Source organism: Pelagibius marinus, assembly GCF_014925385.1.
GTDB lineage: Bacteria > Pseudomonadota > Alphaproteobacteria > Kiloniellales > Kiloniellaceae > Pelagibius > Pelagibius marinus.
In genome coordinates, this window is sequence record NZ_JACSDK010000015.1 from 19,846 (window position 1) to 34,814 (window position 14,969).

Sequence of the window (14,969 nt, forward strand, 5' to 3'; positions counted from 1 at the left end):
CTACTCGGACTCACTCTGCCACTATGTGGTTTGGGTCCCGGCGCTCCATATCGCAGTATGTGGAGCTAAACGTTGTGCATTTGGGGAATTCTTGCCCGCAGCCGTTTTGGAGTCAGTGGCTCCTGGCCGCGTAGGAAACACAGATGATGGGCATTATTGCTTCCTTTCTCCTGACGGCATAGATGGGTCATGCGCATCCGACACATCGAAATCAAAAATTTTCGCGGCATCCAATCCCTCTGCTGGGCTCCAGGGCAGAGTATGAATTGTTTGATTGGACCGGGCGACTCAACGAAAACGACGGTGCTTGATGCTATCGAGCTCGCCTTAAATCCGCGCAGTTACTTCCTTGGCGATGACGCCGACTTCCACAATCTCGATGTGGAACAGCCCGTCAAAATCACGCTTACAATGGGTGATCTTCCGGTCGAATTCCTCGCGGAAAACAAATACGGGCTTCACCTGCGCGGCTGGGATGCGGCTGCGGAACAATTGCACGACGAACCGGACGGCACGCTTGAAGAAGTGCTCTCGCTCAGGGTCACGATCGATAAATCACTCGAGGCCCGGTGGTCGCTTTTCAATGAGCGCATCGCGCAGGCCGAAGGCGATCCACCGATGATCCGCTACAAGGACATGCAGACGCTTGCCACATCGCGGCTCGGCCCCTATGCAAAACGCCATCTGGGCTGGGGTCGCCAATCCGTCTTAAGCCAGATCGAAGAGTCCGGTGAAAGCGTCAATCTCAGGCTGGCGGAGGCCGGCCGCGCGGCGCGCTCGGCATTCAAGGAGAGCGGCACGGACGTATTCAGCGCGACGGTCGAAAAGGTGCAAAAGCTCAGCGCTGATTTTTCCGTTCCGGTGAGAGACAAGTACAAGGCTGAACTCGACGTACAATCCGTCAGCGTCAGTACTGGCGGCATCGCGTTGCACGACGGCGCGCTGCCGCTGCGCCGGCTGGGAACCGGCTCCTCACGGCTCCTGGTGTCTGCCCTCCAGCACGAAGCCGCGAGCAGCTCCCACGTTGCGCTGATCGACGAAGTTGAACACGGGCTCGAGCCTCACCGCATCGCAAGGCTTCTCAAATTTCTGAAGGGCAAGAAGACGACGCCCTCCGGCGACGTGCGCTCACAGATATTCCTGACCACCCATTCCCCGGTGGTCGTTCGTGAACTTGATGCTGGCGATATTTTCACCGTCCGCGAGACGGGCGGCGATGTAGGCGTGCGCTCCGCCGCTTCGACCCCGGAGAACGCAAAGAAAATCCAGGCCCATCTGCGCGTCTCTCCTGAAGCCTTTCTCGCAAGACGCGTGCTTGTCGGCGAAGGGCGGACAGAAGCAGGTTTGCTCCGCGGGCTTGATAGCTGGTGGACTGATAACGGCAAGCCGTCATGCGCTTATCAGGGCGCGGTTATCATTCACGGCGACGGCAAAGATTCGGGTCCCGATATCGCTGAGTCTCTGCTTGACCTCGGCTATCAAGCCGCCTTGCTGCTCGATTCGGACGAAGCCCCAAATCCGCAAACTCTTGACCGTGTGCGCTCCAAAGGCGGCAAGATCGTCCAATGGGAAGGAGACGTTTCCACCGAGGGCCGGTTGTTTGCCGATCTCAAATGGGAAGCCGTGCGCGAGGTCATGGACTACCTCACCAGCGAACTCGGTGAAGACGCGATCCGCGCCCACATCAACAACGTTCTGGCCGAATCGCAATCTCCACCTCTTGGCGATCTCACCTTTCCGGCAGCACTGGACACCAAGGCTTTCCGGCAAACGCTCGCGGCAGCCGCTGTCGCCAAGAAAGGACAAAAGCGCGCCTCGTGGATTAAAGACTTGGGACGCGCCGAAGCCATCGGGTACATGATTGGCGCCGACCTCGGCGCGACCGCCGGCACACCATTTGCCGCCGGCATAACCAAGCTCCGGCAGTGGATCGATGGCGGATGACATAGATGAAGAGGCCGCCAAGATTGCCGCGAGCATCGAACGCGGCAGTATCGTCGCTGCCGCCGGCTGCGGCAAAACCGAGCAGATCGCCCGAGCGACGCAGGCATCGACAGGCTGTCGCCTTATCCTGACCCATACCCACGCTGGCGTCGATGCGCTCAGAGCTCGACTGAAGAAGCGAAAGGTGCCGGAGGCCAAATATCGGATCGATACGATTGCCGGATGGGCGCTCCGGTTCGCCGCTTCCTATCCGCAGCGCTCTGCCATTCCGGTTGCCGAGCCGTCGGGCAAAGAATGGAACGGTATTTACCAGAGCGCGGCGGCACTCGTGCGCAGCGGCGCCGTTTCGCGCGTGCTCAAAGCCTCATATGACGGGCTCTTTGTTGATGAATACCAGGACTGCACGGCGGACCAGCACGAGATCATTTGCGCGCTCGCGTCTCATTTCCCGACCTGCGTCTTTGGCGATCATTTACAGGCGATCTTCGATTTCAAAGGCCAGAAGCCTGTCGAGTGGGACAAGGACGTTTTCCCGGCTTTTCCAAAATGCCATGAACTCACCACGCCCTGGCGCTGGAAGAACGCGGGAAACGAGGGTATGGCCGGCTGGCTGAAAGGCGTCCGTACTGTTCTGGACAACGGCGCCAACTTGGATTTTTCCAACACAACCCCTTGCGTGCACTGGTTCCAGATACCGCCTCCTTCCAAATCCAATCCGATTCAGGCGCAGCGCCGGCAGATCATCACCGAGGCGTTCCGCGGCATCGAATTGGACAGCGATGAAAATCTCGTGATTATGGCCGACAGCGCGAATCCGAAATCACGCGCATCACTTGCAAAGCATTTTTCCAAGTGGGGCTGTTCCAATATCGAGGCGATCGACTGTCCGGACCTTTTTAAGGCTGCCGCTGGCCTTGAGGGTTGCGCCGGCATGGCACGGCTCGAAGCCGTGCTCGAATTTGCGGCGACCTGCATGACAGGCGTGGAGAAGGCGCCGCTTCTCAGTTCGGTCAACTCGCACCTAGCAGGCGGAAAAGCCGGGGCAAAGAAGTTTGCCGATCTCATTCCACTATGTGTTGAAATCACGCGGGCGGGCGGCTACCACCTTGTTCTCGCCTTGCTCACCGCGTTGCACGGACGGGCGCAGACCCGCGCATACCGCCGTGAGATGTTCTATTCCATGTGCACCGCGCTCAGGCTCATGGGCACAGGGCAACTTGCGAGCCTGACGGATGCGGTATGGCAGGCCCAGAATCGGACCAGGCATCGCGGCCGAGTTCTTGGCACGCGAAATGTCGGCAGCACACTTCTTGTGAAGGGTCTTGAATTTGACCACGCCCTGGTTATTGACGCGCAAGGCCTTGACCGAAAGCACCTGTACGTCGCACTGACCCGGCCAGTTCGTTCGCTCACGATTCTCTCTTCTTCGCCGCAGTTTGCACCCAAGCGTTCTAAGAGTTCTTGATGCGTGGAGAGTCCAGACCCTCGCCCGCAAAATCTTGAGATATCTTCTCGGAAGAATAGAAAAACTCATAAACGCACTTTTCCGAGATTCACTGAGAGGCAAGTGCCCCAGCACTTAGTTTATCCGGCACCTCCTACCATCCAGAACAATCTTAGAAGGTAAGTCTCGTATGACCCAAGAGTCTGCAAACGGGACAGAAGCGGCATTTGCTGAGTAGCCCGGCACACGACAGCTTTGGTGCCAGAAGCGGAAAATCCAAGCGTTGAAGCGATTGAGCGCTTTGAGCCCAGAGCCAACGTGCTGCCTAGCTAGGTGGTCTGGTGCCTCTGGCCCATATCTACCATTGTCGACGCGCGCCATCTCTGCTTGCAGCGCATTAAAAGCAGAATCGGAGATATTCAACTTGGCTGAATGCCACCATAGCGTCTTAGTCCAGCTCCCGACATAGTGTCTATAAACCTGGGCCTTTGCCTTATCCGAAGTTTCGGAAGATGCCGCGGAACAATCGGGGGGACACTTTCGACGTGGATCAGGCCACCCTTCGTCGAAGCGGCAAACTCTTCATCTGTAGCGACTGAAAACCTTTTGCTTCCTTCGAATTTTTGTTCTTCGTCCTCAACTGCAATATTTACTCGCAGGGTGCTCTCAGGCTTTGAGTTTTCCACTTCCTTTAGCGCTTCGACGGTTTGCGTTGTATCTCCATAAGGCGATAGAACGACTACGTCGTTGCTGAACAGATAAACAAGTTGGTTCAAAGCGATGGCGTCTTTTTCCTTAAGCTTGCATGTCATACCTTCTCGACCATTCAACTCATAGACATGGCGATCGAACGCGAAAAAGCCTAGCTTGGGCGTCAATGGCAGATAAACATACAAGCCTGCACCACCAAGCCCCCAGTTTCGGTACTTCATGTACCTTTTCAACACTAGTTTGTTTGATGAAACAGCTGGGTTATCAGACATCACAAAGCCAGTCTTGGATTTGTTGACTAGCAGAACACACCGAAGGTCTGAAATGGTGTCAAAGAAAACCCTTGCACTGTCTAAGACCATTTCCATTGCTTCCGGACCCTCCATAGGCGGGCCGAGGAAGTCTTCGAGTTCGTCATTTTCTTTTTGCCCTAAAGCAACCTTCTCACGCATAGAGGACATCATCAGCAACCGGTCCTTTATCGCCTTTTCGGCTCGCAGATGCTGTAAAAGCCAGAGAAACAACAGTTTATCGAGATCTTCTTTCGCCGGTGTTTGAGACTCAGTCAGCTTATTGACAACATCTCCGAACATCCCCTCAGGGGTATTGAAGAATTCCTCGATTCTTAAATCCTTGCCGTACAAATAGCTCTTTGAGCACTGATCTCTGATCGAAGCGCCAAAAACCAACTTATCAAGCTTTGGAATCCAGATGTTGACTTGCCGTTTTTGACTATCCGTAGAAAAATTTTTTAGATGAACTTTCGGAACAAAATGTTGGTTTTTCTTTTCGGCCATCGAAGATATTTCCTAACGCGAGGCTCTTAGGGGAGCTCCAAATAGGGCATTCCGCTAGTTTCGATGATGTAGGACTCACTAACCAGTGCAACACTAAGTGGATATTCCTGATCTACACCGCAGCGAACCATCGCGTCCTGACTTTGAATGTCAGATTTTTTGTGGAATCCAAGTCTTTGCTTCGCGAAAACCGCCAACGTCCTCATCCGGCCACAGGCTACGGATAGTGCTGGTTGGCGCGAAAGCCGCTTTTACCGCATTGCTGACGTAGAGCGGCATCCGTCGTACTTACGCCTTGGGTCAACTTGAGACACCGCCCGATCGGAGCCTGGGTTTCAAATGTCTGGAATGTCCTAGAAGCTGACATTTTCAGGCCCCGCGCCAGAAAGCCCTCGGGGCGCTCTACGCCACTCAGCCGTTCGCCCAGCATTTCCATGTGGGTCGTCATGCATGCTTCCTTTCAACGAAGCATGGGCAAGATCAACTATGCAAAAAGACGGACATTTCCGTCACGCGACATCCACCAGCGAATAGCTGGTGCTACGTCCCCCTCCCTCGTCTCTGGTGAGAATTCCGCGGTTCAACAGATCGGTGATGTCACGCAACGCCGTATCGGGCGAACACTTCTCGATCTTTGCCCACTTGGACGATGTGAGCTTGCCGTCGAATCCATCGAGTAGCCGGTTCAACATGTTGCGCTGCCGCTCGTTCAGTGGGTTGGCGGCATTCCTTTCCCAGAAGCGCGCTTTCTTCAGTACGCCAGCCAGGACGTGCTCCGCGCCCTCAAATGCCCGTGACAGACACGCCAGAAACCAAGTCAGCCATTCGGTTATGTCGAGATCGCCCTTCTGCGTCATTTCGAGGATCTCGTAGTATGCTTTTCGCTCCTGCTGGATTTGCGCGGACATGCTGTAGAAGCGTTGGGCGCTTTGCTCAGAGCGGGCAAGCTGCATGTCGGCGATGGCGCGAGCGATCCGTCCGTTGCCGTCTTCGAACGGGTGAATGGTCACAAACCAAAGATGGGCAACGCCCGCCTTGAGCACGGGATCAATGCCGCCCTCGTTGTTGAACCAGTCAAGGAAAGCTTTCATGGCGCCGGCAACGCGTGCCGCCTGCGGCGCTTCGTAGTGAACGCGCTCACGCCCGACCGGCCCGGAGATCACCTGCATCGGTCCCGAGTTATCGTCGCGCCAGGCGCCGACCGTGATCCGCTGCATCCCGCTGCGCCCGGTCGGGAACAACGCCGCGTGCCAGCCGAACAGCCTCTCGTCGGTCAATTTCTGGCCATAGTTCTGGGTCGCGTCGAGCATCATCTCGACAACGCCCTCCACATCACGATCCGTTGGGACAAGGCCGCCGATGTCCATGCCGAGGCTCCGGGCAATGGATGAGCGCACTTGGTCGCGATCGAGGATTTCTCCCTCGATTTCGCTGGTCTTCATGACGTCCTCGGTCATGGTCCGGAGCATCGCCTCACCGCGCAGGTCAAAGCCGAGCCCCTCCATACGGCCGATCAGCCGCCCCTGCCGGTGACGGACGGTGGCAAGCGGTTCCACCAGAACCTCGTGGTCCCAGCGTAAATCCGGCCAGTTCGGTAATTCATGGATATAGGGCATATTCTCCGCACTCCTTGCGGAGAATATGCCCTCCTTTCTCCGCATCGGTCAAGGCTATTCTCCGCATGATATGCGGAGAAAACCAGGGTCAATCTCCGCATTCAGCGGCGCCGCGGTCGCCGACCGAGCCAGAAACACAACATATGGGGCTAAGAGCGCCGAACTACCCACTACATATGGTTGCTATCAACCTGCTGTTAAGAACTGGGCGGCATCCTTATTCCAAGCCGCATAGGCTGGCGGCGACTCGACTCTAGGTAGCCCAGCCCATCCTTAGAACATCCTTCGTCCAGGGACCATGCGTTCAAACCGGTAGATGCCAATGTCCATCGCAAGACGAAACAGCGACCTGCCGCCGTCGCTTGCGCCGCGAGGTCTGTCAAAAACTCAAGCGGCGGCCTACGTAGGCGTATCGGCTAGCAAGTTCGATCAGATGGTGTCTGACGGGCGGATGCCAAGGCCACTGCGCTACATCGGCCATCCGCGATGGGACCTCAGGATGATTGACGAAGCCTTCGATCGACTGTCGGATAGGATGAGTAGAAACCCTCATGACGACTGAGCCGATGAAGCTTCCCCCTTATGTGACCCGCACGCGCTCGCGCCACGGCAAGCTGTGCCTTTATGTTCGTCGACGAACCGGAAGGTGGATTCGGCTTAAGGCTTCGCCGGGAACCCCGGAGTTCATAAGCGAGTATTTGGCGGCTCTGAAGGAGTTGGGCTTGCCGCCTGACGGCGAGCCCCGAGAAGTCGACACGCCCCTTTCGGGCACGCTTCGTGACCTCTGCCAGGAATACTACCGAAGCCCGGAATTCAAGCGGCTCTCCAAGTCGACCCGCCACGTCCGCCAGCTCATCCTGGAACGGCTGTGCAAGCGCACGGACCAGAAGGGCATTGAAACAGGCGACAAAGGCGCCGGCTACATCGAGCGCCGACACGTGCGGATGTGGCGCGACGAGATGTCAGACCGCCCGGAAGCCGCCAACGGCATGGTCAAAGCGCTGCGCCAGGTATTCAAGTGGGCCGTCGACACCGAGCGGACCGAAGACAACCCCGCTCGCGATGTCCCCTACCTCTCCAGCAACAACCCCGATGGTTTTCACACCTGGTCGGTCGAGGAAATTCAGCAGTTCCAGGAGCGCCACCCCGTGGGAACCAAAGCCCGCTTGGCGCTGGATCTGTTCCTCTACACCGGCGTGCGCCGCTCCGACGCTGTGAGGCTGGGCCCACAGATGGAGCGGGGCAACGAGCTGCACTTCACCGAGGCAAAGGGCCGCAGCCTCAAGGTCAAGGCCCGTGTCGTGCCGATCCTCCCGCCACTGCGCCAATCGATCGAGGCCACCCCCTCCGGGCACCTGTCTTATCTGGTCACGGAGTTTGGCAAGCCCTTCACGTCCAACGGTCTGGGAAACTGGTTTCGCAAACGCTGCAATGAAGCCGGTCTGCCCCACTGCTCCGCCCACGGGCTCCGCAAAGCAGGGGCCACCATCGCAGCGGAGAATGGCGCCACCGAGCATCAGCTAATGGCCATTTACGGCTGGGAAAGCCCGAAGCAGGCGGCCCTGTACACGCGTAAAGCAGACCGAAAGCGGCTGGCCGGCGCATCAATGCATTTGCTGATGACAGACCAGAATGAGAACAGTTGTGTTGCACCTCACATCCAAGGTGCAACACGCGCCGAGAAAAAGAAATAATTTCAATATTTTAAGAGATAGGTGGTGCCCAGGGGCGGAATCGAACCACCGACACCATGATTTTCAGTCATGTGCTCTACCAACTGAGCTACCTGGGCACACTGGGCGGGGCTGTTGGTATTCTGCGGCCGGGCGGCCGCTCCGGGAAGGTCCCGGGCCCCTTGTCGCGCCGCGTTGAGCGGCGACGCAGGCTTATAGGCCCTGCGCCCGGCTCTGTCCAGCCCCCCGGGCATATTTCTTGGCGGATTTTTCCCGGAAAATCTTAAGTTTTCCGGGATTTCCCGGGTTCCGCGGCCCGCGACCGGCACCCCTGCTAGGGCGCCAGGACGAGGTCCAGTTCCAGGGTCCGGCCGTCCCGGGCGAGGTTCAGGCGGACGGCCTCGCCGGGGCGCTTCATCTGCAGGGCGGCGATGGCCTCGGCCACCTTGGTGACGCGGCGGCCCTCCACGGCGGTCAGCAGGTCGCCGGCGCGGATTCCGGCCGCCTCCGCCGCGCCGCCGGGCAGCACGCCGTGCACCCTGAGGCCCACCTCGCTCGCCCGCTCCTCCGGATCCAGCTCCTCCAGGCCCAGGCCGGCCTTGGCCCGGCGCACCCGGCCGTAAGTCTTCAAATCCACCATGACCCGGCGCAGCAGTTCGGCCGAGGCGGCGAAGTTCACGCCGATGTTGGCGTCGCTCTCCATGGTGAAGATGGCCGAGAGCAGGCCGACCAGCCGCCCCTCGGCGTCCACCAGGGCGCCGCCGGAGGCGCCGGGGTTCACCACCGCGTCGGTCTGCACGAAGTCCTCGATGGGGTTGAAGCCGGTGCCCGCCCGGTGCAGGGCCGAGACCACGCCGCAGGTGACCGAGATGTCGAGCCCGAACTGGTTGCCGACGGCACAGACCGGCGCGCCCAGGGCCGGCTCCGGCGCGTAGGGCAAGGGCGGCAGGTCGGCCTCGATCCCCAAGAGCGCCAGGTCGCTGGCCGGGTCCCTGCCCAGCACCTCCGCCGGGACCAGGCGGCCGTCGGGCAGGCGCACCGTCACCTCCAGCGCCTGGTCGACCACGTGCAGGGCCGTCGCCAGGTAGCCGCCGGGGGCGATGGCCACCGCCGTGCCCTCCGGCGCCACGCCGGGCGGCAGGTCCGGCTGGCCGCCCTGGGGCTGGCCCGGCCACAGCGGCAGCACCGAGACCACGGAGTCCAGCACGCGAGCATCGAAGGCGCGGGCGGCCGGCGGCGCGGCCGTCACCAGCAGCAGGGCCGTCAGCGCCGCAACGGCGGAGCGGCGCATGTTCAATAGTCCTCCTCGGAGGGGTCCACCGGAGCCTCGGCGTCGGGCCCTTCCTCGGTCGGGATGGCGTAGTTGCCCTTCACCCAGCGGCCGAGGTCGATATCGGCGCAGCGCTGCGAACAGAAGGGGCGGTAGCGGTGCACCGCCGGCGCCTTGCAGATGGGACACTTGCGCCGCCCGCCGTCCTTGCGCGGCAGCGGCACCACTTTGTCCAGATCGTCGGTTTCGTCACTCATCGGTTCAGCCTAGCACGAGCTCGTAAGTCTCGACCAAGGGGTCGGCGGCGACGTGAACGGGGCGGCCCAGGCGGCGCTCCACCGCGGCCAGGGCGCCGGCCTGCCCCGCCTTCAGCGCCGCGGCCACCGGCGGGGCGGCGCGCAGGGTGATCTTGCTCACCGCCTGGCCCAGGGCACCGGCCACGGTGGCGCGCAGCGCCTCGTAGGCCAGGGTCTCCGGCGTCTTCTCGCGCCCGCTCCCGGCAAACCCGCAGGGCCGGCAGAGGATCTCGTGCAGCGGCAGGCGGCCGCGCCGCCGGGTCATCTCCAAGAGGCCCGAGGGCGAGACGCCGAAGACCTGGCAGGGCTCCGGATCGTCGGCCACCGCCTGGCGCAGCGCCGCCGCCACCGCCTTGCGGTCCAGCGGGTTCTTCATGGCCAGGAAGTCGACGACGATAAGGCCGGAAAGCCCGCGCAGGCGAAGTTGCCGCGCAATGACCGGCACCGCCGCCAGGTTCACCGCCTTGGCCTGGGCTTCGGCCCCGCCGCGCCCGTCGCTGGCTCCTGCGTTGACGTCGATGGCGGTCAGCGTCCGGCCCGGCTCGACGAGCAGGAAGCCGCCGCTCGGCAACTCGGCGCGCGGGCTCAACAGGCCCTCGATCTCCGCCTCCAGGCCTTCGGCCTCGAACAGCGGGGTTCCGCTGCTGTGCAGGTCGAAGTCGCAGTCCCCCTCGACAAGGTCCTTCAGCTGCTTTAGCAGGGCCGCGTCGTCGCAGACCACCCGCTGCGGCGCCGCCCGCGCGACCAGGGTCGCCAGCGGCCCCTGGACTGCCACAAGAGCACCGCCGCCCAGACGCGCCGGGGCCTTCAGGTCCTTGATCGCCAAGGCGCTGATCCCCTTGGCGCTGACCCGCGCGCCTTTGTCCTCGGCCGGCGCGCGCAGCACCTTCACCGCCAGGGCAGTGCCTTCCGGCGGCACGCCGCCTCCCGGGCCCTCCGGCATCTCGCGGCGCGGCAGCAGGCCGGGCCGCTCCAGGCCCAGGTCGACGAAGGCGCCGTCCAGACCCTTGTCGAAACGCTGCACCCGGGCGAGGAAGAGGTCGCCCGCCTGGGGCGGTGCGTCATCGCGCAGGATCAGCAGCTCGTCGAGAAGATCGTCCCGCAGCAGCGCGCCGCGGGTCTCGCCGGGCAGGACGGAGACGAAGAGTTCAGCCGTCACGGCCGGCCTCAGATGCGGTAGCCCAGCCCGGTCAGGAGATTGCAGGTCTCCACCAGGGGCAGGCCGACCACGTTGGGATAGGAGCCGATGATCTTGGGGATGAAGGCCGCCGCCGCGCCCTGGATGGCGTAGCCGCCGGCCTTGCCGCGCCACTCGCCGCCGGCCAGGTAGCGGCGCAGCTCCTCTTCCGAGAGGCGCTTGAAGACGACGGCGGTGGTGACCAGGGTATCGACGCGCCGTCCGTCCGGAGCCTGCACGGCGACGCCGCCCAGCACCCGGTGCCGCCGCCCGGAGAGCAGCTCCAGACAGGCCCGCGCCTCTGCCTCGTCCTCCGGCTTCGGCAGGATGCGCCGCCCGACGGCCACCACGGTATCGGCGGCCAGCAGGAAGCTGTCCGGATGGCGCGCGGCCACGGCGCCCAGCTTGTCGAGGGCGACACGGCGCGCGTAGTGGTGCGGCAGTTCGCGGCGGCGCGGCGTCTCGTCGATGTCGGCGGGATCGACGTCGCTGGGCAGGATGCCGACCTGGTGCAGCAGCTGCAGCCGCCGCGGCGAAGCCGAGGCGAGCACAAGCGGCGGCGCCGGCTGCATTTCGGCCAGCGGAGGTTGCCCGGCAGGAACTACGGCCATGACCTGGCCCGTCGGTTTACTTGTAGCGGAAGGTGATGCGGCCCTTGGTCAGGTCGTAGGGCGTCATCTCGACGTTCACGCGGTCGCCCGCCAGAACGCGAATACGGTGCTTGCGCATCTTGCCGGCGGTATGCGCCAGCACTTCGTGGTCGTTGTCCAGCTTCACGCGAAACATCGCGTTGGGCAGCAGCTCAACGACGGTACCTTGGAATTCCAGTAGATCTTCCTTGGCCATCTGTCCTTCTTATCTCGGTGCAGCGGCCGTCGCGTTTTATCGCGCCGGCCGGGTTAAACTCCTTATCTCCCGCCCTTGTCTCCTGGGGTTCCCCGGACGGCGAGAGAGCGCGCGGATCATACAGAAAAGCGCAGAAGAGGACAAACACCCGCGTCAGGGGGTGGGAAGCCCCCGAAAAATCGCGGATTTCCGCGGTTTAGGGCCGGAACGGCTCCCTCAGTGCGGCGGTTTCAGGTCCAGGGTGAAGCGTTCCTCGATGCGCTTCTTCAGCTGGTCGCGCACATCCCGGTAGGCCTGGAGGCGGGTTTCCCGGCTGCCCTCGATCAGGGTGGGGTCGAAGGTGTTCCAGAATTCCACGTCGCAGGCCATGGTCCGGGTCAGGTCCACAGCCTTGTGCTGAGCCTCCGGCGACAGCGAGATGATGAGGTCGAAGGAGGTGTCCTCCAGGTCGTCGAACGACTTGGCGCGGTGCTTGGAGACGTCGATGCCGAGCTCGTCCATCACCTCGATGACGAAGGGATCGATCGCCCCGGAGCGCACGCCGACGGAGTCCACGTAGATGCGGTGGCCCAGCAGGTGCTTCAGCAAGGCCTCGCCCATGGGCGAGCGCACCGAGTTCTGCGTGCAGGCAAAGAGGACCGCGTCGGGAAGATCGCTCACCTGCGGCTAGCCCCGGATATGCAGAACGCAGATCAGCGTGAAGAGGCGGCGCGCGGTGTCGAAGTCGATCTCGACCTTGCCCTCCAGACGCTCCTGCAGCAGCTCCGAACCCTCGTTGTGCAGGCCGCGCCGGCCCATGTCGATGGCTTCGATTCTTGCCGGGCTGGCGGTCTTGATCGCCTCGTAGTAGCTCTCGCAGACGCCGAAGTAGTCGCGGATGACCCGGCGGAAGGGCAGCAGCGGCAGGGTGACGGTGCCGAGGCTCTCCTCCTCCTCGCTGCGGATGTCGAGCAGCAGGCGGTTCTCGGTAATCGAGAGGTGCAGGTGATAGGGCCCGCCGTAGTCGCCCACCGGACGGAAGGTGTTGTCCTCCAGCAGGTCGTAGATGGCCACCGCGCGCTCGTGCTCGACCTCCGGGCTACGCCGGATCACGGCGCTGTCGTCCAGCGTGACGTTGGTCAGCCGCTCCCTCGGCGGAGCTTCCTTATGGCTGTCGTCGTTCATGCCCGCGGGACCGCTCCCCCCCTCAATAAGGTCGCGCCGGAGTCAGGATGGCTCCGGGTTGGCCGCCAGGCGCAGGGCGACCGACTTGGCGTGCGCGTCCAGACCCTCGGCCTCGGCCAGGCGCACGGCGGCCGGGCCGATCTTGGCCAGCGACTCGGCATCGCAGGAGATCAGCGAGGAGCGCTTCATGAAGTCCAGCACCGAAAGACCCGACGAGAACCGCGCGGAACGCGCGGTGGGCAGCACGTGGTTGGGTCCGGCCAGATAGTCGCCGATGGCCTCCGGCGTATAGCGGCCCAGGAAGATGGCTCCGGCGTTGCGCACCTGCACGGCCAGGGCATCGGGATCGGCGACCGCCAGTTCCAGGTGCTCCGGCGCGATGCGGTCGATCAGCGGCAGGGCGGCTTCCAGCCCGGCGACGGTGATGACCGCGCCGTGGGCCCGCCAGCTCTCCCGCGCGATGGCGCTGCGCGGCAGCGCCTCCAGCTGCTTGGCCACCTCGGCCTCCACCGCGTCGGCGAAGCCGGCGTCGTCGGTGATGAGGATCGACTGGGCGGCGGTGTCGTGCTCGGCCTGGGACAGCAGGTCGGCGGCGATGAAGTCCGGCCGGTTGCCGGCGTCGGCCACCACCAGGATCTCCGAGGGGCCGGCGATCATGTCGATGCCCACGGTGCCGAAGACCTGGCGCTTGGCCGCGGCCACAAAGGCGTTGCCGGGGCCGACGATCTTGTCGACCTTGGCGATGGTCTCGGTGCCGAAGGCCAGGGCCGCCACCGCCTGGGCGCCGCCGACGCGGTAGACCTCGGTGACGCCGGCCAGCTTCGCGGCGGCCAGCACCAGGGGCACCACCACGCCGTCGGGCGTCGGCACCACCATGACCAGGCGCTCCACCCCGGCGACCTTGGCCGGCAGGGCGTTCATCAGCACCGAGGAAGGATAGGCCGCGGTGCCGCCGGGGACATAGAGGCCGGCGGCCTCCACCGCCGTCCAGCGGTGTCCCAAGCGCACGCCGGCCGCATCGCGGTAGTCCAGGTCTTCGGGTTTCTGGCGGCGGTGGTAGTCGGTGATACGTTCGGCCGCCAGCTCCAGCGCCGCGATGGTTTCGGGCTCGCAGTCCTCGACCGCGGCGTCGAGCTGGCTTTGCGGAATGCGTAGCTGCTCGGCCGCCAAGTGCAGCCGGTCGAAGCGCTGGGTGTAGTCCAGCAGGGCCGCGTCGCCGCGCCGGCGCACATCGGCGATGATCTCGGCCACCGTGGCGTCGACGTCGGCGGCGGCCTCGCGCTTGCTGTTCAGAAGGGCGGTGAAGTCTTCCTCGAAGCCGGCGGCGGCGGCATCCAACCTAAGCGGCATCTGCGGCCTCGCGGAAGCTCTCGACCCAACCGGTCAGCTCCTCGGAGCGGGTCTTCAGGGCGGCGCGGTTGACGATCAGGCGCGAGGTGACCTCGGCGATGGTCTCCACCTCCACCAGGTCGTTGGCCTTCAGTGTCGAGCCGGTGGAGACCAGGTCGACGATGCGCCGGCACAGCCCCAGGCCCGGGGCCAACTCCATGGCGCCGTTCAGCTTGATGCACTCGGCCTGCACGCCGCGCGCGGCGAAGTGGCGCCGGGTGATGCCCGGATACTTGGTGGCCACGCGGATGTGGCTCCAGCGGCTGGGGTCGTCGCTCTCGGCCAGACGGCGCGGCGCGGCCACGGAGAGGCGGCAGCCGCCGATCTTCAGGTCGACCGGGGCATAGAGCTCCGGGTAGTCGAACTCCATCAGCACATCGTTGCCGGCCACGCCCAGATGGGCGGCGCCGAAAGCCACGAAGGTCGCCACGTCGAAGCTGCGCACCCGGATGATGTCCAGGCCCGGATGGTTGGTGGAAAAGCGCAGCTGTCGGGCGTCGTCATCGTTGAAGGCCGCCTCCGGCTCGATACCGACGTGCGCCAGCAAAGGACTTAATTCCTTCAAGATGCGGCCTTTGGGGACCGCCAGGATCAAGGGCTCGTTGGACGTCACGGGGGAAGTCACCGGTTTGGCTCCGCAGC

General features: G+C 63.0%; 15 protein-coding genes and 1 tRNA gene. 3 read left to right on the forward strand and 13 right to left on the reverse strand.

The annotated features are described in order from the left end of the window. Positions 1-189: 189 nt before the first annotated feature. The gene (locus H7X47_RS17830) at positions 190-1,944 is read left to right on the forward strand and encodes an ATP-dependent nuclease (protein ID WP_193370084.1); all 1,755 of its coding nucleotides are present in this window, start codon (positions 190-192) and stop codon (positions 1,942-1,944) included. Further along, positions 1,934-3,409 carry a UvrD-helicase domain-containing protein gene (locus H7X47_RS17835; RefSeq protein ID WP_193370085.1) on the forward strand — a complete coding sequence of 492 codons (1,476 nt, stop codon included), beginning with the start codon at positions 1,934-1,936 and terminating at the stop codon, positions 3,407-3,409. Before H7X47_RS17830 ends, H7X47_RS17835 begins: the two co-directional genes overlap by 11 nt. Positions 3,410-3,807: 398 nt before the next feature. On the opposite strand, the gene H7X47_RS17840 is transcribed toward H7X47_RS17835, so the two are convergent. The 3 genes from H7X47_RS17840 to H7X47_RS17850 form a co-directional block, all read right to left on the reverse strand. Further along, positions 3,808-4,896, reverse strand: a complete 1,089-nt coding sequence (locus tag H7X47_RS17840; RefSeq protein ID WP_193370086.1) for a DUF4238 domain-containing protein — start codon at positions 4,894-4,896, stop codon at positions 3,808-3,810. A 217-nt stretch (positions 4,897-5,113) separates the two neighbouring features. Beyond that, the gene (locus H7X47_RS17845; RefSeq protein ID WP_193370087.1) at positions 5,114-5,344 is read right to left on the reverse strand and encodes a hypothetical protein; all 231 of its coding nucleotides are present in this window, start codon (positions 5,342-5,344) and stop codon (positions 5,114-5,116) included. 61 nt (positions 5,345-5,405) lie between these two features. Next, a complete protein-coding gene (locus tag H7X47_RS17850; protein WP_193370088.1) occupies positions 5,406-6,512 on the reverse strand; it encodes a Fic family protein in 1,107 nt (368 codons plus the stop codon). A gap of 551 nt (positions 6,513-7,063) precedes the next feature. Here H7X47_RS17850 and H7X47_RS17855 point away from each other — a divergent pair. Beyond that, on the forward strand, positions 7,064-8,206 hold the full coding sequence (locus H7X47_RS17855; protein WP_193370089.1) for a tyrosine-type recombinase/integrase: 1,143 nt from the start codon (positions 7,064-7,066) through the stop codon (positions 8,204-8,206). A gap of 22 nt (positions 8,207-8,228) precedes the next feature. Here the strand turns inward: H7X47_RS17855 and H7X47_RS17860 are convergent. The 10 genes from H7X47_RS17860 to hisG form a co-directional block, all read right to left on the reverse strand. Next, positions 8,229-8,304: transfer RNA gene (locus H7X47_RS17860), tRNA-Phe, on the reverse strand. Positions 8,305-8,519: 215 nt separating this feature from the next. Beyond that, positions 8,520-9,476 (reverse strand): S1C family serine protease, encoded by a 957-nt coding sequence (locus H7X47_RS17865; protein WP_193370090.1) that lies wholly within the window; start codon positions 9,474-9,476, stop codon positions 8,520-8,522. A gap of 2 nt (positions 9,477-9,478) precedes the next feature. Next, complete coding sequence (locus H7X47_RS17870) at positions 9,479-9,712, reverse strand: DNA gyrase inhibitor YacG (protein ID WP_193370091.1); 234 nt, start codon at positions 9,710-9,712, stop codon at positions 9,479-9,481. A 4-nt stretch (positions 9,713-9,716) separates the two neighbouring features. Next, positions 9,717-10,910, reverse strand: coding sequence for a ribonuclease E/G (locus H7X47_RS17875; RefSeq protein ID WP_193370092.1), 1,194 nt, complete (start codon positions 10,908-10,910; stop codon positions 9,717-9,719). Positions 10,911-10,918: 8 nt separating this feature from the next. Then, positions 10,919-11,539, reverse strand: coding sequence for a Maf family protein (locus tag H7X47_RS17880; protein ID WP_227010594.1), 621 nt, complete (start codon positions 11,537-11,539; stop codon positions 10,919-10,921). A gap of 16 nt (positions 11,540-11,555) precedes the next feature. After that, positions 11,556-11,774, reverse strand: a complete 219-nt coding sequence (infA, locus tag H7X47_RS17885; protein WP_193370093.1) for a translation initiation factor IF-1 — start codon at positions 11,772-11,774, stop codon at positions 11,556-11,558. Positions 11,775-11,990: 216 nt separating this feature from the next. Further along, positions 11,991-12,434, reverse strand: coding sequence for an arsenate reductase ArsC (locus tag H7X47_RS17890; protein WP_193370094.1), 444 nt, complete (start codon positions 12,432-12,434; stop codon positions 11,991-11,993). Positions 12,435-12,440: 6 nt separating this feature from the next. Continuing rightward, positions 12,441-12,938 carry a UPF0262 family protein gene (locus H7X47_RS17895; RefSeq protein WP_193370095.1) on the reverse strand — a complete coding sequence of 166 codons (498 nt, stop codon included), beginning with the start codon at positions 12,936-12,938 and terminating at the stop codon, positions 12,441-12,443. Between the two features lie 42 nt (positions 12,939-12,980). After that, positions 12,981-14,288: a histidinol dehydrogenase gene (gene hisD, locus H7X47_RS17900; protein ID WP_193370096.1), complete on the reverse strand. Its 1,308-nt coding sequence runs from the start codon at positions 14,286-14,288 to the stop codon at positions 12,981-12,983. After that, positions 14,278-14,952: an ATP phosphoribosyltransferase gene (hisG, locus tag H7X47_RS17905; protein ID WP_437126585.1), complete on the reverse strand. Its 675-nt coding sequence runs from the start codon at positions 14,950-14,952 to the stop codon at positions 14,278-14,280. The genes hisD and hisG overlap by 11 nt, the downstream gene beginning before the upstream one ends. Between the last annotated feature and the right edge of the window lie 17 nt (positions 14,953-14,969).

Coding starts and splice junctions, on each gene's coding strand:
- H7X47_RS17855 (WP_193370089.1), top strand. CDS start 7,064: ATGACGACTGAGCCGATGAAGCTTCCCCCTTATGTGACCCGCACGCGC.
- hisD (WP_193370096.1), bottom strand. CDS start 14,288: ATGCCGCTTAGGTTGGATGCCGCCGCCGCCGGCTTCGAGGAAGACTTC.
- H7X47_RS17850 (WP_193370088.1), bottom strand. CDS start 6,512: ATGCCCTATATCCATGAATTACCGAACTGGCCGGATTTACGCTGGGAC.
- H7X47_RS17830 (WP_193370084.1), top strand. CDS start 190: ATGCGCATCCGACACATCGAAATCAAAAATTTTCGCGGCATCCAATCC.
- H7X47_RS17845 (WP_193370087.1), bottom strand. CDS start 5,344: ATGACGACCCACATGGAAATGCTGGGCGAACGGCTGAGTGGCGTAGAG.
- H7X47_RS17840 (WP_193370086.1), bottom strand. CDS start 4,896: ATGGCCGAAAAGAAAAACCAACATTTTGTTCCGAAAGTTCATCTAAAA.
- H7X47_RS17835 (WP_193370085.1), top strand. CDS start 1,934: ATGGCGGATGACATAGATGAAGAGGCCGCCAAGATTGCCGCGAGCATC.
- H7X47_RS17870 (WP_193370091.1), bottom strand. CDS start 9,712: ATGAGTGACGAAACCGACGATCTGGACAAAGTGGTGCCGCTGCCGCGC.
- infA (WP_193370093.1), bottom strand. CDS start 11,774: ATGGCCAAGGAAGATCTACTGGAATTCCAAGGTACCGTCGTTGAGCTG.
- H7X47_RS17895 (WP_193370095.1), bottom strand. CDS start 12,938: ATGAACGACGACAGCCATAAGGAAGCTCCGCCGAGGGAGCGGCTGACC.
- H7X47_RS17880 (WP_227010594.1), bottom strand. CDS start 11,539: ATGGCCGTAGTTCCTGCCGGGCAACCTCCGCTGGCCGAAATGCAGCCG.
- H7X47_RS17865 (WP_193370090.1), bottom strand. CDS start 9,476: ATGCGCCGCTCCGCCGTTGCGGCGCTGACGGCCCTGCTGCTGGTGACG.